16 protein-coding genes are annotated in these 19,015 nt (G+C 73.9%); 2 read left to right on the top strand and 14 right to left on the bottom strand.

The window, feature by feature from the left end:
- Positions 1-45: 45 nt before the first annotated feature.
- The 10 genes from ACWDXC_RS16210 to ACWDXC_RS16165 form a co-directional block, all read right to left on the bottom strand.
- Positions 46-3,201: a 2Fe-2S iron-sulfur cluster-binding protein gene (locus tag ACWDXC_RS16210; protein WP_449982217.1), complete on the bottom strand. Its 3,156-nt coding sequence runs from the start codon at positions 3,199-3,201 to the stop codon at positions 46-48.
- A complete protein-coding gene (locus ACWDXC_RS16205) occupies positions 3,198-3,449 on the bottom strand; it encodes a sarcosine oxidase subunit delta (RefSeq protein ID WP_449982214.1) in 252 nt (83 codons plus the stop codon). The genes ACWDXC_RS16210 and ACWDXC_RS16205 overlap by 4 nt, the downstream gene beginning before the upstream one ends.
- Positions 3,449-4,651: a sarcosine oxidase subunit beta family protein gene (locus tag ACWDXC_RS16200; protein WP_449982212.1), complete on the bottom strand. Its 1,203-nt coding sequence runs from the start codon at positions 4,649-4,651 to the stop codon at positions 3,449-3,451. Before ACWDXC_RS16200 ends, ACWDXC_RS16205 begins: the two co-directional genes overlap by 1 nt.
- A complete protein-coding gene (locus ACWDXC_RS16195; protein WP_449982209.1) occupies positions 4,648-7,038 on the bottom strand; it encodes a GcvT family protein in 2,391 nt (796 codons plus the stop codon). Before ACWDXC_RS16195 ends, ACWDXC_RS16200 begins: the two co-directional genes overlap by 4 nt.
- A 103-nt stretch (positions 7,039-7,141) precedes the next feature.
- Positions 7,142-7,900: an SDR family NAD(P)-dependent oxidoreductase gene (locus ACWDXC_RS16190; RefSeq protein WP_219513553.1), complete on the bottom strand. Its 759-nt coding sequence runs from the start codon at positions 7,898-7,900 to the stop codon at positions 7,142-7,144.
- A 1-nt stretch (position 7,901) separates the two neighbouring features.
- Positions 7,902-10,178, bottom strand: coding sequence for a tetratricopeptide repeat protein (locus tag ACWDXC_RS16185; protein ID WP_449982206.1), 2,277 nt, complete (start codon positions 10,176-10,178; stop codon positions 7,902-7,904).
- A 19-nt stretch (positions 10,179-10,197) separates the two neighbouring features.
- Positions 10,198-10,953, bottom strand: coding sequence for an SCO6745 family protein (locus ACWDXC_RS16180; RefSeq protein WP_449982203.1), 756 nt, complete (start codon positions 10,951-10,953; stop codon positions 10,198-10,200).
- Between the two features lie 50 nt (positions 10,954-11,003).
- A complete protein-coding gene (gene dapF / locus ACWDXC_RS16175) occupies positions 11,004-11,816 on the bottom strand; it encodes a diaminopimelate epimerase (protein ID WP_219513528.1) in 813 nt (270 codons plus the stop codon).
- Positions 11,817-11,825: 9 nt separating this feature from the next.
- Entirely contained in the window at positions 11,826-12,731 is a 906-nt protein-coding gene (miaA, locus tag ACWDXC_RS16170) for a tRNA (adenosine(37)-N6)-dimethylallyltransferase MiaA (RefSeq protein ID WP_219513520.1), read from the bottom strand.
- Between the two features lie 11 nt (positions 12,732-12,742).
- Positions 12,743-13,267 (bottom strand): methylated-DNA--[protein]-cysteine S-methyltransferase, encoded by a 525-nt coding sequence (locus ACWDXC_RS16165; RefSeq protein ID WP_219513518.1) that lies wholly within the window; start codon positions 13,265-13,267, stop codon positions 12,743-12,745.
- Here ACWDXC_RS16165 and ACWDXC_RS16160 point away from each other — a divergent pair.
- Positions 13,266-14,177 carry a ribonuclease Z gene (locus ACWDXC_RS16160; protein WP_219513516.1) on the top strand — a complete coding sequence of 304 codons (912 nt, stop codon included), beginning with the start codon at positions 13,266-13,268 and terminating at the stop codon, positions 14,175-14,177. The two genes, ACWDXC_RS16165 and ACWDXC_RS16160, sit on opposite strands and share 2 nt — an antisense overlap.
- Here ACWDXC_RS16160 and ACWDXC_RS16155 read toward each other — a convergent pair.
- The 3 genes from ACWDXC_RS16155 to ACWDXC_RS16145 all read right to left on the bottom strand — a co-directional run bounded on the left by ACWDXC_RS16155 (position 14,131) and on the right by ACWDXC_RS16145 (position 16,443).
- On the bottom strand, positions 14,131-14,841 hold the full coding sequence (locus tag ACWDXC_RS16155; protein WP_449982198.1) for a hypothetical protein: 711 nt from the start codon (positions 14,839-14,841) through the stop codon (positions 14,131-14,133). The genes ACWDXC_RS16160 and ACWDXC_RS16155 overlap by 47 nt on opposite strands.
- A 24-nt stretch (positions 14,842-14,865) precedes the next feature.
- Positions 14,866-15,618: an isocitrate lyase/PEP mutase family protein gene (locus tag ACWDXC_RS16150; protein WP_449982196.1), complete on the bottom strand. Its 753-nt coding sequence runs from the start codon at positions 15,616-15,618 to the stop codon at positions 14,866-14,868.
- A gap of 258 nt (positions 15,619-15,876) precedes the next feature.
- Entirely contained in the window at positions 15,877-16,443 is a 567-nt protein-coding gene (locus ACWDXC_RS16145; RefSeq protein WP_449982193.1) for a hypothetical protein, read from the bottom strand.
- Positions 16,444-16,926: 483 nt separating this feature from the next.
- On the opposite strand from ACWDXC_RS16145, the gene ACWDXC_RS16140 reads away from it, so the two are divergent.
- Positions 16,927-17,190 carry a hypothetical protein gene (locus tag ACWDXC_RS16140; RefSeq protein WP_449982191.1) on the top strand — a complete coding sequence of 88 codons (264 nt, stop codon included), beginning with the start codon at positions 16,927-16,929 and terminating at the stop codon, positions 17,188-17,190.
- Between the two features lie 183 nt (positions 17,191-17,373).
- On the opposite strand, the gene miaB is transcribed toward ACWDXC_RS16140, so the two are convergent.
- Entirely contained in the window at positions 17,374-18,867 is a 1,494-nt protein-coding gene (miaB, locus tag ACWDXC_RS16135; protein ID WP_449982188.1) for a tRNA (N6-isopentenyl adenosine(37)-C2)-methylthiotransferase MiaB, read from the bottom strand.
- Positions 18,868-19,015: the final 148 nt, after the last annotated feature.

The following is a 19,015-nucleotide window of genomic DNA, read 5'->3' as shown; positions in this document are numbered from 1 at the left end:
CCTGATGTAAAAGCCTAGGTATATCAATTACCCGTAACGCCGCACTTATCTCCTGATGGCGTCAAGAAGCCATTCGGCGAGGTATCGCGTGTACGAGGAACGTACGTGGATCTTGTACGCGTCCATCCCCTTTTCCAGGATCACCGGCACCCCGGCGAGCAGCGTCTGGGCAGGGCCGGTGAACACGCTCGGGTGCAGGTCGAGGGCGCATCCGGTGATGAGCACGTCGAGCGCGCCGGGGCCGCCGAGCTCCAGCACCGTGCGCTGGCCCGACACGTCCACCCAGCCGTCCTCGCCCTCCCCCTCGACCAGCCACCACGCCGGGCCCAGCCGCAGCCCCCTCCCGGGGTCGGCGCCGCGAACCTCCCACCTGGGGACGGGCGGCAGCTCCCGCAACCGAACCCGTTCGCCGCCCGCCGCCGCGAACCGCTCCGCGAACGCCGCCGCCGGGCTCTCCGCCCACGCCGGCCCCGCCGTCGCCCACGGCCGCGCGGGCGCCGGGTCGCCCTCCCGCCTGGCGTTCTCCGGGTCGTAGAAGACCGGATCCACCACCCGCACCCCGACGGCCGTCTCCCCCGCCACGGCCACCAGCCGGTCCCCGGGGCCCACCCCGCGCGCCAGGGCCAGCGCGAACGTCCGCCCCAGCACGGCGCTCTCGTAACTGCTGGTCACATGCCCTGCCATCGGCACCGGGGCCGCGTCCGGGAGGACGAGCTGGGCGCCTTCCTCCAGGAGGGCCGCCGGGTCGTCCGGGAGGAGGCCGACGAGGCGCTTGCGGCCGGTCCTGGCGGTGTCGGGCCGGCTGTGGGAGCGCTTGCCGACGAAGTCGGGCTTGCTCCGGGAGACGATCCACGACATGCCGAGGTCGTGCGGCGTGACGGTGCCGTCGGTCTCCTGGCCGACGATGGGGAAGCCCTTCTCGGCGCGCAGCACGTGCATGGTCTCGGTCCCGTACGGCACGGCGCCGAGGTCCAGGACCGTCTCCCAGAGCGCCCGCCCGTAGGCCCAGGGCACGTTGACCTCGTAGGCGAGCTCGCCGGAGAAGCTGATGCGGAAGACGCGCCCGGCGACGCCCAGCACGGGGGTGGCGGCGTACCGCATGAAGGGCAGGTCCACGGCGCCGGGGGCGACGGCGGCCAGGACGCGGCGGGCGTGCGGCCCGGCGACGACGACGGTGGCCCAGTGGTCGGTGACGGAGGTGAGGCGGACGTCGAGGTGCGGCCATTCGGTCTGGTGCCATTCGTCCAGCCAGTCGAGGACGGTGGCGGCGTTGCCGGTCGTGGTCGTCATCAGGTAGTGGTCGCCGGCGAGGCGGGTGGTGGTGCCGTCGTCCAGGACCATCCCGTCGGCGGTGCACATGAGGCCGTAGCGGCAGGCGCCGACGGGGAGCGTGGAGTACAGGTTCGTGTAGATCCGGTCGAGGAGGACTGCGGCGTCGCGGCCCCGGATGTCGATCTTGCCGAGGGTGGAGGCGTCCATCGCGGCGACGGAGGCGCGGGCGGCGCGGCACTCGCGCAGCACGGCCTCGCGCATGCTCTCGCCGCCGATCGGGAAGTAGCGGGGCCGCTTCCACTGGCCGACGTCCTCGAACACGGCGCCGCGGGCGACGTGCGCGTCGTGCATGGCCGTGGTCCTGACGGGATCCGACAGCTCGCCCCGGGCGCGGCCGGCGAGCGTGGCGAAGGCCACCGGCACGTACGGGGCGCGGTATGTGGTCGGGCCGACCTGACCGGGCGCGGCGCCGAGGAGCGCGGCCAGGACGCCCGCGACGAGCGCGCCGGAGGTCTTGCCCTGGTCGGCGCCGGTGCCGGCGGTGGTGTAGCGCTTGACGTGCTCGGCGGAGCGCAGCCCGGCGCCGGTCGCCCGGGCGAGGTCGGCCACGGTGACGTCGCGGTGGAGGTCGACGAACGCGGTCGGGTCGGGGGCGAGCTCCCCCCAGTACGCGGCGGGCGCGTCACCGGCGGGAACGGGCCGGGCGGCGCGGCGGGCGGGGCGCCCCTGGGCGGCGCGGGCGGCGTCGAGCCCGGCGGCGTGGCCGTCCTCGGCCGCCTCCTCGGTCCCGTACAGGCCGCGGCAGGCCCCGGCGGAGCGCTCGGCCTGCGCGGAGCGGCCCGGCACGAACGCCTGGAGCGCCTCGTCGAACACGATCGTGCCCCGCGACTGGCTGAACAGGTGCACGGCCGGGTTCCAGCCGCCCGCGACGGCGAGCAGGTCGGCGGCCACGTGCCGGCCGCCGACGCGGACGCCGGTGAGCAGGCCGTCGCCGTCGGCGGTGGTCCCGGTGATCACCTGGCCCGCCCCGCCGGGGCGCGGGTCGACGACGGCGGCGATCTCCACCCCGGCCGCCTCCAGGTCGCGGGCCGCCTCGTACCCGGAGTCGGCGCACGCGTACACGACCGCCCGCCGCCCGGGCCGGACCCCGTACCGGTTGACGTAGGCGCGGGCGGCGGAGGCGAGCATGACGCCGGGCCGGTCGTTGCCCGGGAAGGGCAGCGAGCGCTCGTGCGCGCCGGTCGCCAGCACGACCTGCGCGGCCCGGAAGTGCCACAGGCGTTCGCCGTCGTGGCGGCGTTCGATGGCGACCAGGTGGTTGTGGTCGTAGTAGCCGATCACGGACGTCCTGGTGAGGACGCGGACCTCGGGCATCCCGGCCAGCCGGCGGGCGGCGCCGCCGGCCCGGTCCAGCGGGTCGCGGCCGTTGAGCAGGTCGCCGCCGAGGCGGGGCTGGTCGTCGGCGAGGATCACCCGGACCCCGGTCCCGGCGGCGGCCAGGGCGGCGGCGAGCCCGGCGGGGCCGCCGCCGACGACCAGCACCTCGCAGTGCAGGTACGCCTTGTCGCAGCGGACGGCCCCGGCGGCGGGGCGGGCCGGATCGAGGCGGGCAGGGTCAAGGCGGGCAGGGTCGAGGCGGCCTTTGCCGCGCAGGCTCCACGCCTCAAGACCGGCGCGCAGCTCGACGGTGGTGGCGGGCAGCATCGGGTCGTCCCCGACGCGGACGAGCGCGTTCGGCTCCTCGGCCCCGGCGGTGAAGACGCCGCGCGGGCGGCGCAGCTCGACGCTGCGCCCGACCACCCGCACCCCGGCGGCCAGCAGCGCGGAGGCGAGCGTGTCGCCGGGATGCCCGTGCAGCGGGCGGTCGTCGAAGCGGAACGGGAGCGTGACGGATCGGTCGATGAGACCGCCGGACGGCAGACGGGTCATGAGGGGGCATCCCGGATCTCGTGGGTGACCGTGTGGCGCTCGACGGTGAACCAGACGCGGCACCCGTGCACGTGGAACCACCGCTCGTGGAACCAGCCCTTGGGGTTGTCGCGCCGGAACACGTACCCGGCCCACTCGTCGTCGGTGAGCTCGGCGGGCGTCTCGGGGTAGGCGACGCCGGCCTGGCCGCCGTAGCGGAACTCGTTCTCGTCGCGGGGGCCGCAGTGCGGGCAGGGGATGAGCATCATCAGTGCGCCACCGCCGCCGCGCCGTGCTCGTCGATGAGCGCCCCGGTGGCGAACCGTTCCAGGGCGAACGGCTCGGCGAGCGGGTGCGGGACGCCGTGCGCGATCGTGTGGGCGTAGACGGAACCGGCGCCTGGGGTGGCCTTGAAGCCGCCGGTGCCCCAGCCGGCGTTCACGTACAGGCCGTCGACCGGGGTGGGGCCGATGATCGGCGAGGCGTCGGGCGACACGTCGACGACGCCCGCCCAGGTGCGCAGCACCCGCACCCGGCTGAAGATCGGGAACAGCTCCAGCGCCGCCGCCATCTGCGCCTCGATGACGTGGAAGGCGCCGCGCTGCCCGTAGGAGTTGCAGGCGTCGATGCCCGCCCCAATGACGAGCTCGCCCTTGTGCGCCTGGCTGACGTACACGTGCACGGCGTTGGACATGACGACGCAGTCGAGCACGGGTTCGAGCAGCTCCGACACGAGCGCCTGGAGGGGATGGGACTGGAGGGGCAGCCGGAGGCCGGCGTGTCCGGCGAGCACGGAGGTGTGCCCGGCGGCGGCGAGCGCGACCTTGCCGGCCGCGATCCGGCCGCGCGAGGTCCGCACGGCCCTGACCCGGCCGCCGGTGATCTCGAACCCGGTGACCTCGCAGTCCTGGATCAGGTCGATCCCGTACGCGTCGGCCCGGCGGGCCAGCGCCCAGGCGACGTGGTCGTGCTTGGCGATCCCGCCCCGGCGCTGCAACGTCGCGCCGAGCACCGGGTGGCGGGCGCTGCCGGAGACGTCGAGGACCGGGCAGAACTTCTTGACCTCGGCGGCGTCGAGCCATTCGGCGTCGATGCCGTTGAGCCGGTTGGCGTTGACCCGCCGCCTGCCCTCGCGCACGTCGGCGACGCTGTGGGCGAGGTTGAGCACGCCGCGCTGGCTGAACTGCAGGTCGTAGCCGAGCTCGTCGCTCAGCCCCTCCCACAGCCTGAGCGAGTGCTCGTAGAGTGCGGCGCTCTCGTCCCACAGGTAGTTGGAGCGGATGATCGTGGTGTTGCGCGCCATGTTGCCGCCGGCCAGCCAGCCCTTCTCCAGCACGGCCACGTTGGTGATGCCGTGGTCGCGGGCCAGGTAGTAGGCGGTGGCCAGGCCGTGGCCGCCGCCGCCGACGATCACCACGTCGTAGGCGGGCCGGGGGTCGGGGTCGCGCCACAGGAAGTCGGGGTGGGTCAACGTCGGATCTTCTCCATCCGCGGGTCGTACAGCGGTTCGGCGGCGACCTCGGCGGCAACCCGCCGCCCGAAGTAGGAAATTTCCACCTCTGTCCCGGGGGTGGCCAGCTCGACCGGCAGCCACGCGTACGCGATCGGCCGCCCGATCGTGTGCCCGTAGGCGGCGCTGGTCACGTACCCGACCGTACGGCCCGCGTGCCGGACCGGCTCCTTGCCCATGACCACCTCGTCCGTCAGCAGCGGCGCCAGGGTGCGGCCGATGTCGGGACTGAGCGCGTCCCTGCCGACGAAGTCCTTGCCCTCCTTGACCGCGAACCCCAGCCCGGCCTCGTACGGGCTGTGCTCGGTGGTCATGTCGACCCCCCAGAGCCGGTAGCCCTTCTCCAGCCGCAGGCTGTTGAACGCCGCCCGCCCGCCGGCGACCGGCAGCCCGGTGGCCCAGAGCGTGTCCCACAGCTTGAGCCCCAGGTCGGCGGTGGTGTAGAGCTCCCAGCCCAGCTCCCCCACGTACGAGACCCGCATCGCGGTCACCGGCACGATCCCCACGTGCCCCGTCCGGCAGGTGAAGTAGCGGAAGCCCTCGTTCGACAGGTCCATGTCGGTCAGCGGCTGCACCAGCTCCCTGGCGCGCGGCCCCCACACCCCGACGCAGCAGGTGCCCGGCGTGATGTCGCGCACGTACACGTCGCCGGGCGCGTGCCGGGTGATCCAGTCGAGGTCCAGGTTGCCGTTCGCGCCGATCTGGAACCGGTCCTCCGCCAGCCGCGCCACCGTCAGGTCCGACCGGATGCCGCCGCCCGCGTCCAGGAGCAGCGTGTACGTGACCGAGCCCGGCTTCCTGTCGACGTCGTTGGTCATCAGCCGTTGCAGGAACGCCGCCGCCTTGGCCCCGCCGACCTCGATCCGTTTGAGCGGCGTCATGTCGTAGAGCGCGACGCCCTCGCGGGTGGCGTGCGACTCGGCGGCGGCGACGGGCGACCAGTGCCGCGCCGCCCACTCGTCACGCCGGGCGGCGCCCAGCGCGGGCTCGGCGAGCCGGTCCGCGAGCGGCCGGTTCGCCTCGAACCAGTGCGGCCGCTCCCACCCGGCCGCCTCCAGGAAGCAGCCGCCCAGCTCGCGCTGGCGGACGTGGAACGGGCTGGTGCGCATCGGGCGCGGCGAGCTCATCGGCTGGAGCGGATGGATGACGTCGTAGACCTCGGCGAAGTTCCGCGCGCCGCGCTCGGCCACGTAGGCGGGGGCGAGCTGGACGGGCTCGAACCGGCTCAGCTCGCACTCGTGCAGGTCGTAGCCGGAGCGGCCGTCGACCAGCAGCTCGGCGACGGCCCTGGCGACGCCCGCCGAGTGCGTCACCCAGACGGCCTCGGCCACCCAGAACCCGTCCAGCCCCGGCGCCTCCCCGATCAGCGGGAACCCGTCGGGCGTGAACGAGAAGACGCCGTTGATCCCGTCGCGGTAGCCCGTCTCCTTGAGCGCGGGCAGCAGCTCGGCGGCGTCACGCCAGGCGGGCTCGAAGTCCTCCTCGGTGAACGCCCGCACCGAGGGCATCGTGGTGCCCCCGGGCTCGATCTCGTGCTGGGCGACCGGCATCGGGCGGTGCGAGTAGGAGCCGACGCCGATCCGGTCGCCGTGGTGGCGGAAGTAGAGGTCGCGGTCCTGGTGGCGCAGGATCGGCCCGGCCGCCGCGCCGGGCACCGGCCCCGACCTGGCGTACTGGTGGGCCAGCGGCTGCAGCGGCACGGTGAGCCCGGCCATCGCGCCGATCGACGGCCCCCAGAACCCGGCCGCGCACACGACCACGTCCGCCTCGACGACCCGGTAGCCGCCGGCGTGCTCGACGGCCACGCCGGTGACCCGGCCGCCCTTGTGGTGCACGCCGACCACGGTGTGGCCGGGCAGGAAGCGGGCGCCGCGGCCGACGGCCCGCCCGGCCTGGGCCTCGCAGCAGCGCACGGCGTCGGCCAGCCCGTCCGCGGGCACGTGGAAACCGCCGAGCACCCGGGCGGGGTCGAGCAGCGGCCACAGCTCGGCGCACCGGGCGGCGTCGACCAGGTGGCCCTCGACGCCCCACGACTCGGCCCAGCCGTGCTTGCGGTGCAGGTCGAGCCAGCGTTGCGGGGTGGTGGCCACCTCCAGGCCGCCGACCCGCTCGAAGCAGCCGAGCGCGGCGTACTTGCGCACGGTGTAGGCGGCGAACTCCGTCATGGTCTTGGACGGGTTCGTCTGGAAGACCAGGCCGGGCGCGTGGGAGGAGGATCCGCCGGTGGCGGGGAGCGGCCCGCGGTCCACGACGGTGACGTCGGTCCACCCCCGGCCAGTGAGCTCGTCGGCCAGGGCGCAGCCCACGATGCCGGCTCCGATGATCACGGTACGCGGCCGGCTCACCATGGGCCCTCCGGTTGTTCCCTGATGCGCAACATGGACCGGATTACGCAACGAACATAAGGCCGAGCGGGACCCCCGACAAGGCCCCCGCTCCCGGAGGGCGCGGCTAGGTGATCAGAATCCCGCCGTCGACGGGCAGCGTCACCCCGGTGATGTACGAGGACGCGTCGCTCGCCAGGAAGATCGCGGCGGCGACCAGCTCGGCCGGATCGCCCGCCCGCCGCATGGGCACGCGCAGCTCCAGCATCGCCTCCAGATAGCCCGGCTTGTACTGCTCGGTCATCTCGGAGGCGAAGAAGCCCGGCTCCAGGCAGTTGACCCGGATGCCGCGCCGCCCGGTCCACTGCTGGGCCAGGTCGCGGGTCAGCCCGATCACCGCCGCCTTGGACGCGCTGTAGGCGGCCTGCGGCAGCCCGGCGGTGGTCTCGCCGAGGACGCTGCCGATGTTGACGATGGACGAGCCGGGCCGCATCACCCTGGCGCACGCCTGCGCCATCCAGTAGGTGCCGTGCAGGTTGATGTCGACGACCTGCCGGAACTCCTCGGGCGTCTCGCGCAGCGCCGGCACGGCGGTGCCGACGCCCGCGTTGTTGATCAGCACGTCGACGCCGCCCAGCCCGTCGACGGCCGCCGCGACGAGCGCGTCGCAGTCCTCGACCCGGGTCACGTCGGTGGCGACGGCCAGGCAGCGGCGGCCGGTCTCCTCGACCAGCCGCCTGGTCTCCTCCAGCCGGTCGGCGCGGCGGGCGCCGATCACGAGGTCGGCCCCCGCCTCGGCCAGGCCGCGGGCGAAGGCGACGCCCAGCCCCGCGGACGCGCCGGTGACGATGGCGACCTTGCCGTCGAGGCTGAAGCGGCCCAGCATGTCAGAGCCCGTATTCCTTGACGATCCGCTCGTGCCGCTCGACCTCGACGTCGACCTCGCGGGCCAGGTCGAGCCAGGCCAGCGGGTGGGACCAGCGCTCGGTGGCGTCGTCGAGCAGGGCGTCGACCTCGACCGCCGAGACGTTGGGCGGCACCGCGACCCAGCCGAACACGCCGGGGATCTGCTCGCCGGTGGTCGGGTGGGTGACCTTGTAGTTCTCGTCGCTGTAGACCCACATCGGCCAGCCGCGCTCGGCCATGACCTCGGTGAACTCGGTCCAGTCGGCCTCGCTCGGCGCGGCGCCGTCGAAGAAGTAGCTCGTGTAGCCGCCGGGGCGCAGGATGCTGACCGCGGCGAACGGGGGCACGAAGTTCTGCTGCTCCTGGGGGTCCTCGGGCAGCGGCTCCAGCAGCTGCGGGTCGAAGACGACCAGGTCGCCCGCGTTGTACTCCATCCCGCGCGGCTGCGGCAGGGCGAGCCGGGCGGTGGCGGGGCCGGTGCGGATGGACAGGACCTGCCGCTGGCCGCCGTCGGGCGCCGGGAGGATGACCCGGATGAGGCCCAGCTCCTCCTCGATCGGCCCCTCGGTGGACTTGATCGGCATGCCGATCTTGGCGGCGCCCTTGCGCACGGTGTCCCAGTCCTCGGCGGCGGTCGCCATGACGATCATGCGCCAGACGTCCTCGTCGGTGAGCTCGTCGAGCACCTCCAGCAGCGCGCCCGCGCCCCTGGCGTTCTCGTCGACCTGCTGGGCGGCTCCGGCGAGCACCCGGCGGGCCTCCACCCCGGCGCCGGCGGCCACCGCGTGCTCGGCGGCGTCGAGCGCCTCGGCCCAGCGCTCGCGGGCGCTGTGCAGGCGGGCCAGGGTCAGCCACTTGGCGTCGTGCGGCAGCTTGCCGGCCATCTGCTCCAGCCGCTCGTCCTGGCGGGCCTCGATGAGCAGCGTGGTGAGGTAGGCGACGTCGTCGCCGTCGGCGGAGGCGATGTCGCCGCTGTCGACGAGCATCTTCCAGTAGATGTCGGCGCCGGAGGACGGGTAGCCCAGGAAGCCGAGCGTGGTGGTGTGGCGGCGGGTCGCCTCGATGTCCTTGCCGGACAGCGGGGCCAGCCAGCCGACCCAGCGCTCAGGGTCGGCGTTGTAGCCGTCGGCGGCGTCGAAGTAGCCGACGCGCTCCTCCAGCGGGCCGGGCGCCTCGGGCTCGGTGGTGGCGTCGGCGGCGGCGCGCAGGGCGGCCACCCGCTCGGCCACGCCGGAGGCGTCGCGCAGCTCGCCCGCGCCGGACTCGGCCAGGTCGGCCAGCAGCCGGGCCTGCCACACGCCCTGCCGGGCGACGGCCAGGTCGCCCGCGACCAGCGCGAGCTCGACGCGGGCGCGGTAGCCGCCCATCATGCCGAAGTAGTCGATCCACTGGCGCAGCACGCGGCCGAGCTGCCAGGTGTTGGTGATCTGGGACGAGCTCGCCAGCAGGCTGACGGCGCGGGTCCACTCGACGAAGACCCTCGGGTGCTCGCCGACCACGTCGAGGTCGGGCAGCGCGTCGACGGCCTCGGCGACGCGGCCGAGGGTCGCCAGGATGAGGGCGCGGCGGACGCCGTCGCGGTGGTCCTTGGCCACGGGGTCGTCGGCCTGGAAGCCGGCGGCGGCCTGGAGCGCGGTCAGCGCGTCCTCGGCGCGACCGGCGGCGAGCAGCGCGCGGGCGCTCTCGGCGCCGAGCTCCCAGCTCGACTCGCGGCCGGCGGCGCGCAGCCGCTCGACGGCGGACTCGGCGTAGCTGACCGCCTCGCCGGCGCGGCCGGCGTCGACGAGGGCGGCGACGTACTGCGTCACGAGGCCGCTATAGGCGGGACCGGCGGGCTCGGCCTGCTCGATCGCGGCGCCGAGCGTCTCCAGGCGCTCGTTCGCGTAGCCGGGGCCGTCGGCGTTGGCCCAGGCGATGGCGAGGGCCTCGACGGCGGCCGGCGTGGCCGGGCAGGAGCGCACCTCTTCGCGCTGGGCGAACGCGAGCAGGTGCTCGGCGTCCTCGATCGCGACCGCGCCCTGGGCGCGGTCGCCGATGCGGCCGATCAGGTGCCAGTAGCGGGCGTAGAACTCGAGCCAGGGCTGCTCCAGGGTCTCCGCCTGCTGGGCGATGGCCGGGGCCATCACGTCGAGCTGGGGATAACGCCCCTCATAGGCCTGTGCGGGGAGGTCTCCCAGCGCCATGGCGAGGCCCACGTTGCCCGCCTCGGAAAGCTGCTGCTGGGTTTCGCCGACCCAGGCCCAGATGTCCACGTCCATGGGCAGTCAGTCTGCCAGGTCAATCACCGTGCCCAAAACGCAGAAGCTCGATGAGCTCGTCTGATTCGTCACTGTTAAGGACCGAAAAGACCGGTGCCATCAGATCGTCGGTGACATCTTCCACAGCGGCCCGCCGGGCGATCAGGTCGGGTCCCGGCGTGTCGTAGGGCTCGGGCCAGGTGAAGAAGCGGGCGATCACCTCTCCGGCGGCCGGGCCGAACGGGGTGCCGTCGTGGGCGGCGGCGAGCGTGGCGTCGAGCGGGTGCAGCCCGGCGGCGACGACCGCGTTGGCGTGGAGGGCGCCGCGCAGCTCGCGGACCACGTGCATGAGCTGGGTGGCCCGCGCGGGCGCGTCGTCGGCCAGCGGGACGGCCCGCCACCCGGCGAACAGCGGCGCCCCGACGGGCGAGGCGTGCTCGACGACCGGCTCCAGCAGCTCGGCGATCCTGGCGCACCCGGCGTAGCCGCCGAGCTTGCGCCTGCCCCACTGCCGGCAGGCTTCGGCGTAGAGTTCGACGGCCTGCTCGACGGGCATCTTGCGGCCGCCGTTCCAGTTGTCGGCGACGTGCCCGGCCGGGAAGAAGACCGCCACGGAGACGACCACGTCGGCGTCGCACTCGCCGAGGACCCCACAGCGGCCCCGGAAGTAGAGCTCCCTGGGGCCCAGGCCGTGCTCCTCGCAGACGGCCTTGGCCTCGCGGGAGACCATGAAGCCGCCGCCGTAGTGCCCGATGGGCCCCTTGACCGCCACCGCGGTGGCTCGCGGGTCCGCCATCTCCACCCCTCTCGGTTCGGTTAGCAGACCCAGCATCGCTCAGGAGAACATCATTCTGCAAGCATCAGGTTGCCGGACGCGATGATCACGGCCGGGCCGCTCAGGTAGCTGGTCTCCTCGTCGAGCGTGACCGTGAGCGTGCCGCCCAGCACCTCGACGGTCCAGGTGCCGGTGGTGTCGCCCGACAGCGCCGCCGCCGCGACCGCCGTGGCGACCGCGCCGGTGCCGCAGGCGCGGGTCTCGCCGGAGCCGCGCTCGAACACGCGCATCACCGCCCGGCTGGTGCCCACCGCGTTGAACAGCTCGATGTTGACCCCGGCCGGGAACACCCCCGGGTCGAAGTTCGGCTGGTGCGACAGGTCGAGCTGGACCACCGGGTCGCCGATCGAGCAGGCCAGGTGCGGGTTGCCCATGTCGACGCAGATGCCCTCGTACTCCTGCCCCGCGACCGTCGTGACGCTGGTGCCGCCCACGCGCGGCTTGCCCATGTCGACGGTGACGTCACCGCCGGGCTCCAGCCGCACCCTGCGCACCCCGCCCCGCGTCGCCACGCCGAACTCGTCGGACTCCGCCAGCCCGGCCTCGGCCAGGTAGCGGGCGAAGACGCGCACGCCGTTGCCGCACATCTCGGCCACGCTGCCGTCGGCGTTGCGGTAGTCCATGAACCACTCGGCCTGCCCGGCCTGGTCGGCCACCTCGGGAGCCTGCTTGGTGCGCACCACCCGGAGCACGCCGTCGGCGCCGATCCCGGCCCTGCGGTCACAGATCTTCTCGACCAGCGAGGCGGATACGTCGAGCTCGCCATCGGGGTCGGGGAGGATGACGAAATCGTTCTCGGTGCCGTGCCCCTTGAGAAAGCGCATGGTCGAATTTTAAGCGCAGCCTTCCCCCGCTATCCGCGCCAGGGACCGTTCGAGCAGGTCGGGGGCGTCATAGGGCAGCCAGCACACCCGCGGATCGCGGCGGAACCACGACTCCTGCCGCCGGGCGAAGCGCCGGGTGGCCCGGACCGTCTCCTCGTACGCCTGCTCCTCGCTCCACTCCCCCCGCAGGAACCGGATCACCTGCGCGTAGCCGAGCGCCAGCCCGGCCGTGCGGCCCTCGGCCAGCCCCTGGCCGAGCAGCCCGCGCACCTCCTCCACCAGACCGGCCGCCCACATGCGCCCGACCCGGACCTCGATCCGCTCGTCGAGCTGCGGCCTGGGCACCTCCAGCCCGATCTGGACACTGGGGTGGACCGCGTCGTAGGACGGCATCGTCGCCGAGAACGGCCTGCCGGAGTGCTCGATCACCTCCAGCGCGCGCACGATGCGGCGGCCGTTGCTCGGCAGGATCGCCGCCGCTGCGACGGGGTCGAGCCCGCGCAGCCGCTCGTACAGCGGCGCCGGGCCGGTCTCGGCCAGCTCCGCCTCCAGCCTGGCGCGGATCTCCGGGTCGGTGCCGGGGAACTCCAGGTCGTCGATCGCCGCCCGCACGTACAGGCCGCTGCCGCCGACCAGCACCGGCACGTCGACGGCCTCGATCACCGCCCTGGCCAGCCGCTGATACTCGGCGACGCTGGCCGTCACCGTGACGTCCCAGATGTCGAGCAGGTGGTGCGGCACCCCGCGCCGCTCCTCCAGGGTCAGCTTGGCGGTGCCGATGTCCATGCCCCGGTAGAGCTGCATGGAGTCGGCGTTGACGCACTCGCCGCCCAGCCGCAGCGCGATGTCCACGGCGAGATCGGACTTGCCTGCCGCGGTGGGCCCCACCACGGCGATGACCGGCTTTTCGCGCACCCTCGCCACTTTCACAGATCGAGCAGCGTCGGCTGCAGGTAGCCCTCGTGGGTGAGCAGCCAGCGCTTGGTCTCCACGCCCACGCCGCCGCTGAACCCGCCCAGCCCGTTGCCCGCGACCACCCGGTGGCAGGGCACCACGATCGGCAGCGGGTTGGAGCCCATGATGGAGCCGATGCCGCGCGCGGGCACGTTCGAGCCGCTGCGCTCGGCCAGCTCGCCGTAGGTGACGGCGGTGCCGTACGGGACCTCGAACAGGGCCTGGAGCACGCGGCGGCGCGAGCCGGACGTCAGCCGCCAGTCGATCGGCGTCTCGAAGCGCCGCAACCCGCCGCCGAAATAAGCATGCAACTCCTCCACCACGAAACCCGTACGATCCGGGTCATGAACTTCAGGCAGGCCGAGAAGTTCGCCCAGCCGCTCGCGGGCGCCCCAGCCCGACGCGGCCAGCCCGTCCTCGGTGACGGCCAGCACGAACGCGCCGACCGGCGTCGGCACCTCGGCGAACGCGACCGTAACGGCAGATGCGGCCATCATGTCCTCACGTGAGCTCGTGGTCCTCGGCACCTCCAGCGCGGTGCCGACCCGGCACCGCAACCACAACGGTTACCTTCTGCGCTGGGACGGCCAAGGCTACCTTTTCGACCCCGGGGAGGGCACACAGCGGCAGATGCTGCACGCCGGGGTGAGCGCGCACGACGTGCACTGGATCTGCCTGACGCACTTCCACGGCGACCACTGCCTGGGCGTGCCCGGGGTCGTGCAGCGCATCGCCCGCGACCGGGTCCGGCATCCGGTCCGCGCGGTCTTCCCCGCGTCCGGCACGTCCTACTGGCGGCGGCTGCGGCACGCCGCCGCCTTCGCCGACACGCAGGTCATCGAGGAGCACCCCGTCTCCGGCTCGCGCGCCGCCGTCGGACCGCTCACCGCGCGCCGCCTGTCGCATCCGGTCGAGTCCTACGGCTACCGCGTCCAGGAGCCGCCGGGCGTCCGCATGCTGCCCGACCGGCTCGCCGCGCACGGCATCCGCGGCCCGGAGGTCAGCGAGCTGCAGCGCACCGGGTCGGTGCGCGGCGTGACGCTCGCCGAGTGCAGCGAGCCCCGGCCGGGGCAGAGCGCCGCGTTCGTCATGGACACGCGGCTGTGCGACACGGTCTTCGAGCTCGCCAACGGGGTGGACCTGCTGGTGATCGAGGCCACGTTCCTGTCGTCCGAGGGCGTGCTGGCCAAGGAGTACGGGCACCTGACGGCGTACGAGGCGGGCGTGGTGGCGGCCGACGCGGGCGTGCGGCGGCTGGTGCTGACGCACTTCTCCGAGCGCTACGGCATCACCCAGGAGGCGGCGTTCCTGGAGGAGGTGCGGCGCTCCTACGACGGCGAGGTGATCCTGGCCAGGGACCTCATGAAGATCCCGGTGCCGCGCCGCGCCGTCGCCACACGGCCGTGAAGTAGCCGACGCCGTAGGGGGCGGCCCGCGCGAGCAGGCTGCCGTCGAACGCGCCGCCCGCCGCCGCCCCGGCCAGCACCTGGAGCGCGGCCCGGCCGCTCGCCCAGAGCCGGTCGGCCGTGCCGGGGTCGAGCGCGGCCAGCGTCTCGTGGTCGCCCTTGGCGAGCGCGCCGGCGACCAGGTCGTCGTACGGGGCCGCCGCCGGGTCGAGGTGGCCAGGGGAGTTCGCGGTCAGGCAGGCCGACCCGTCGGCCGCGACGAGCAGCGCCACCCGGCCCTCCCCCGCCAGCTCCGCGCCGAGCTTCAGGCAGGCGTCCGCCGGCGCGTCCGCCGCCACGGCCCGCAGCGCGACCGCGCCGAAGTCGTACGCGGCCCGCTCCAGCAGCCAGCGGCCGACGGTCAGCGACAGCGGCAGCACCGGCTCGCCCGCCCCGGTCGTCACGTCCACGCCGTAGGAGCGCAGCGAGCCCGCCGCCCACCCGTCGAACGCCCTGTCGTGATCGGCCCCGCCCACGACCACGACCCGGTCGGGCCCGGCGGCGAGCAGGGCGGCGACGGCCTCATGACAGGCGGACCGGAGACCGGCCAGCTCGCCCTGGCCGGCGCCGGCCAGGGCGGGGACGAGCAGCGGGGTGTGCGGGCAGACGGCCGCGGCGACAAGCACAGGCGTCAGCGTAGTGGGACCCGGTCACTCCCCCCGCTGGTAGGGGTCGCGGCCCTGCGCGACCGCCTCGATCAGGCCCACCGCGTACGCGTGCGCGGCCTGGTGCAGGCCGTGGCCGTAGCTCACCCGGGCCACGCCCAGCTCGGCCAGCCTCGCCAGGCCGGGCACCCCCGGCCTGAACAGGATGTTCACCGGCCCCGGGACCTCCGACACCAGCGCGTCGATCTCCCGCTCGTCGGCCAGCCCGATCGGGTAGACGCAGTCGGCGCCCGCGTCCAGGTAGGCGCGTGCCCGCACCACCGCCGCCGCGCGGCTGGAGCCGCCCGCGATGTAGGTGTCGATCCGGGCGTTCAGCACCAGCCCGGGCCCCGCCGCCGCGCGCACCTCCGCCAGGAACCGCGCCTGCGTCTCCACGTCCACGAGCTCGCCCGTACGAGGGTCGGAGTCCTCCAGGTTGCACCCGGCCGCGCCCGTGGCGACCAGCCGGGCGGCCAGCTCGGCGGGCTCCAGCCCGAACCCGCGCTCCAGGTCGGCGGTCACCGGCACGTCCACCACCCGCGTGATCCGCGCCACCGCGGCCAGCATCTCCTCGACCGGCGTGCGCTCGCCGTCGTCGTAGCCCAGCACCCGCGCCACCGCCGCGCTCCCGGTCGCGACGGCCGGGAAACCCGCCTCCCGGACGGCCCGCGCCGACGCGGCGTCCCAGGCGTTGGGCAGGATCAGCGGCTTGCCGGGCACGTGCAGGGCCCGCAGCTCGGCTGCTCTGTCAGTCGTCATGCCGGAACCCTACGAAGCGGCCGGGCGCGCCTGTAGGTCCAGTCGCGGCGGTTACCGCCGGACCACTTGGCCGGGCCCTGGGCGGCACTCGGCCGGGCCCCTTGGGCGGCACTCGGCCGGGCCCCTTGGGCGGGCTCCTGGGACCGCACTTGGCCGGGCTCCTGGGGCGGCCGGAAAGGGAAGCGCGGGGCGCGGTCCGGAGGGTGGACGGACGCGCGGCCCCGCGCTGCCTTCACAGCCCGCGAAGGAGAACCCTGGTCAGCAGCCGTCCTTGGCGCACTGACCGGTCACGCTGCCCGCCGGACCGTCCGCCGGGCTGCTGCCGGCGTCCTCCGAGGGCTTGGGGGCGGTCGTGGGCTTCTTGCCCGTGTTGTCGTCCTTCTTGCCGGCGGAGCCCTTGTCGGAGGAGTTCCCCGTGTTGCCGGTCGTGGCCGTGTTGCCAAAGTCGCCGGCATCGGTGTTGCCCGTGTCGCCGGTGTTGGGGGCCGGGTCGGCAACGTCGCCGACTCCGCCGTCCTCGGCGGGGGCGTCCTCGGCCGGGGCGTCGGTCTTGGCGTCGCCCATCTCGGCCTCCTCCTCGCCGAGCAGCTCCTGCTCCGCGGGGTCGGGGGCGGGCTCGGCCTGTTGCTGCTGCTGGGTCGAGGCGGGGGTCGTGCCTGACGGGCCACCGGTCAGCAGGTAGCCCGCTCCCCCGGCCGCCAGCGCGAGGGCGACGACGGAGGCGGCGATGATCGCGGTCTTCTTGTTGTTCCTGCCTGGCCTGCGACGGCGGTCACCCGGCCCGTCGAGGATCTCCTGGCGATCCGGCTCGGTCGGATCTTGCATGGTTTTACAGCTCCCTGCGGTCGTATCGGGAAAGCACTCCGGCTTCCGCGGGCGATGGACCACACTAGCCGCAACAGCTGAATGCTCGCGCAACAATCACAAAGGAATCACGACTTGTCCCCCCTTAGATCCATTCGCCCAGGTAGCCGGGGGCGGCTCGCACCCGCCGCCGGCGTGATCGCGGTCCTGGCCGTCGCCGGTCTCGGCATTCTGCTGGCGTTCACCGCCCCGGGGAATCAAGGCCGGAATAGCGCGCCGGAATATGATCAGGAAAAGCCGCTTTTCCATGGATCAAGCGGATCTGTACGAACTCCCTGGTCATCCCCCGTCCGCCCGGCCCCCTCGGGGACGCCTTCCGGAGGGCCGTCCGGGGAGCCGTCGGGGGCGCCTTCAGGGGGGCTCACGTGGGTGCCGTCACCGGGCGTTCCGTCCGGGACCGCGCCTACGGCAGGGGTCCCGAAAGCGGGGGTCCCGGAAGCAGGCGTGCCCTCGTCCGGAGCGCCCTCGCCGGCCGCCACGACCGGATGGGCGCACGCCGTCCCGCCCCCCGCCAGAACCCGGGCCCCCTCGTCCACCCGCCCTCCGGCGCCCAAGGACACCGGCACGCTCCCGGCCCCGGCGACCACCCCGCCGCCGCCTGTGCCGACCCCGGCGTCCACGGCGCGCCTGGGCCCCGACCCGTGCGCGACCTTCCACGACTTCCGCCGCGACCCCTGCTACCGCTTCCTGGACCAGCTCACCCGCTGACCCCGGCACGCACGCCGGACCGACGTCGGTGGCCTGGCCACACCAGCACGCACGCCGGACCTGGGCCAGTGGGCTGACCACCCCCCGGCACGCACGCCGGACCTGGGCCAGTGGGCTGACCACCCCCGGCACGCATGCCGACGCCCCCGCGCCTGGCTTCGGTGCGGGGGCGTCGCGTACGGCTCAGTGGGCGGAGCAGCCGTTGACCGGCGGCGGGAGAGGGGCGGGGCGGCCGACGGCGGGCATGCCGAGCAGGACGCCGGGCCCCTGCGGCGGGCCGGCCTGGCGGGACTCCCAGGCGTCGCCCGCGCGGGTGCGGCGCACGGCCTTGGGGGCGCCGTCGGCGACGAGGTGGTGCGGGGCGGCGTAGGTGACCTCGACGGTCACCATGTCGCCGGGCCGGGGCGTCCGGTCGCCGACGGCGAAGTGGACGAGCCGGTTGTCGGGGGCGCGCCCGGACAGGCGGCGGGTGGCGTCGTCCTTGCGGCCCTCGCCCTCGGCGACGAGCACTTCCAGGGTGCGGCCGACCTGCTTCTTGTTCTCCTCCCAGGAGATCTCCTCCTGGAGGGCGACCAGCCGCTCGTAGCGCTCCTGGACGACCTCCTTGGGGATCTGGTCGTCCATGGTCGCGGCCGGGGTGCCGGGCCGGATGGAGTACTGGAAGGTGAAGGCGTTGGCGAAGCGGCTCTGCCGTACGACGTCGAGGGTCTGCTGGAAGTCGTCCTCGGTCTCGCCGGGGAAGCCGACGATGATGTCGGTGGAGATCGCGGCGTCGGGCATGGCGGCGCGCACCCGCTCGATGATGCCGAGGTAGCGCTCGGCGCGGTAGGAGCGGCGCATCGCCTTGAGCAGGCGCGAGGAGCCCGACTGGAGCGGCATGTGGAGCTGGTGCATCACGTTGGGCGTCTCGGCCATGGCGGCGATGACGTCGTCGGTGAAGGCGGCCGGGTGGGGCGAGGTGAAGCGGACCCGCTCCAGGCCCTCGACGTCGCCGCAGGCGCGCAGCAGCTTGCCGAAGGCGAGCCGGTCGCCGAACTCGACGCCGTAGGTGTTGACGTTCTGGCCGAGCAGCGTGACCTCGAGGACGCCCTGCTCGACGAGCGTGCGGACCTCGGCGAGCACGTCGCCGGGGCGGCGGTCCTTCTCCTTGCCGCGCAGCGACGGCACGATGCAGAACGTGCACGTGTTGTTGCAGCCGACGGAGATGGCCACCCAGGCGGCGTAGGCGGACTCGCGCCTGGTGGGGAGCGTGGAGGGGAAGACCTCCAGCGATTCCTTGAGCTCGACCTGCGCCTCGCCCTCGATGCGGGCGCGCTCCAGCAGCACGGGCAGCGAGCCGATGTTGTGGGTGCCGAAGACCACGTCGACCCACGGCGCCTTGCGGACGATCTCGCCCTGGTCCTTCTGCGCGAGGCAGCCGCCGACGGCGATCTGCATGCGCGGGTTGGACACCTTGGCGGGCCGCAGGTGGCCGAGGTTGCCGTAGAGGCGGTTGTCGGCGTTCTCGCGCACGGCGCACGTGTTGAAGACGACCACGTCGGCGGTCTCGCCGTCGGCCGCGGGCACGTAACCGGCGTCTTCCAGCAGGCCGGACAGCCTCTCGGAGTCGTGCACGTTCATCTGGCACCCGTATGTGCGCACTTGATAGGTGCGGGCGCTCTCCTGGGTCACAGTCATCGCATGTTCAAGGGTAGTCGTTGCGCGGATCGCGACAGCCCTCCGGAGCTAAAAGTCCAGCTTGACGGCACGATGTGACCGGATCGGTACCGGCCGGTTAGTGACCAGCGCCCTTCGTGCCTCTACCGTTTGACTCCATGACGGAGAA

The sequence above is a fragment of the Nonomuraea sp. NPDC003214 genome, from assembly GCF_053590035.1.
Note: the sequence above shows the minus strand (reverse complement) of the source record. Positions and strands in the feature narration are given on the sequence as shown.

What these genes read in the sequence shown, in the direction of transcription:
- ACWDXC_RS16210 (WP_449982217.1), bottom strand. Translation starts at nt 3,201, where the DNA reads ATGACCCGTCTGCCGTCCGGCGGTCTCATCGACCGATCCGTCACGCTC.
- ACWDXC_RS16195 (WP_449982209.1), bottom strand. Translation starts at nt 7,038, where the DNA reads ATGGTGAGCCGGCCGCGTACCGTGATCATCGGAGCCGGCATCGTGGGC.
- dapF (WP_219513528.1), bottom strand. Translation starts at nt 11,816, where the DNA reads ATGCGCTTTCTCAAGGGGCACGGCACCGAGAACGATTTCGTCATCCTC.
- ACWDXC_RS16150 (WP_449982196.1), bottom strand. Translation starts at nt 15,618, where the DNA reads ATGACGACTGACAGAGCAGCCGAGCTGCGGGCCCTGCACGTGCCCGGC.
- ACWDXC_RS16185 (WP_449982206.1), bottom strand. Translation starts at nt 10,178, where the DNA reads ATGGACGTGGACATCTGGGCCTGGGTCGGCGAAACCCAGCAGCAGCTT.
- ACWDXC_RS16205 (WP_449982214.1), bottom strand. Translation starts at nt 3,449, where the DNA reads ATGATGCTCATCCCCTGCCCGCACTGCGGCCCCCGCGACGAGAACGAG.
- miaB (WP_449982188.1), bottom strand. Translation starts at nt 18,867, where the DNA reads ATGACTGTGACCCAGGAGAGCGCCCGCACCTATCAAGTGCGCACATAC.
- ACWDXC_RS16180 (WP_449982203.1), bottom strand. Translation starts at nt 10,953, where the DNA reads ATGGCGGACCCGCGAGCCACCGCGGTGGCGGTCAAGGGGCCCATCGGG.
- ACWDXC_RS16190 (WP_219513553.1), bottom strand. Translation starts at nt 7,900, where the DNA reads ATGCTGGGCCGCTTCAGCCTCGACGGCAAGGTCGCCATCGTCACCGGC.
- ACWDXC_RS16165 (WP_219513518.1), bottom strand. Translation starts at nt 13,267, where the DNA reads ATGATGGCCGCATCTGCCGTTACGGTCGCGTTCGCCGAGGTGCCGACG.
- ACWDXC_RS16145 (WP_449982193.1), bottom strand. Translation starts at nt 16,443, where the DNA reads ATGCAAGATCCGACCGAGCCGGATCGCCAGGAGATCCTCGACGGGCCG.
- ACWDXC_RS16160 (WP_219513516.1), top strand. Translation starts at nt 13,266, where the DNA reads ATGTCCTCACGTGAGCTCGTGGTCCTCGGCACCTCCAGCGCGGTGCCG.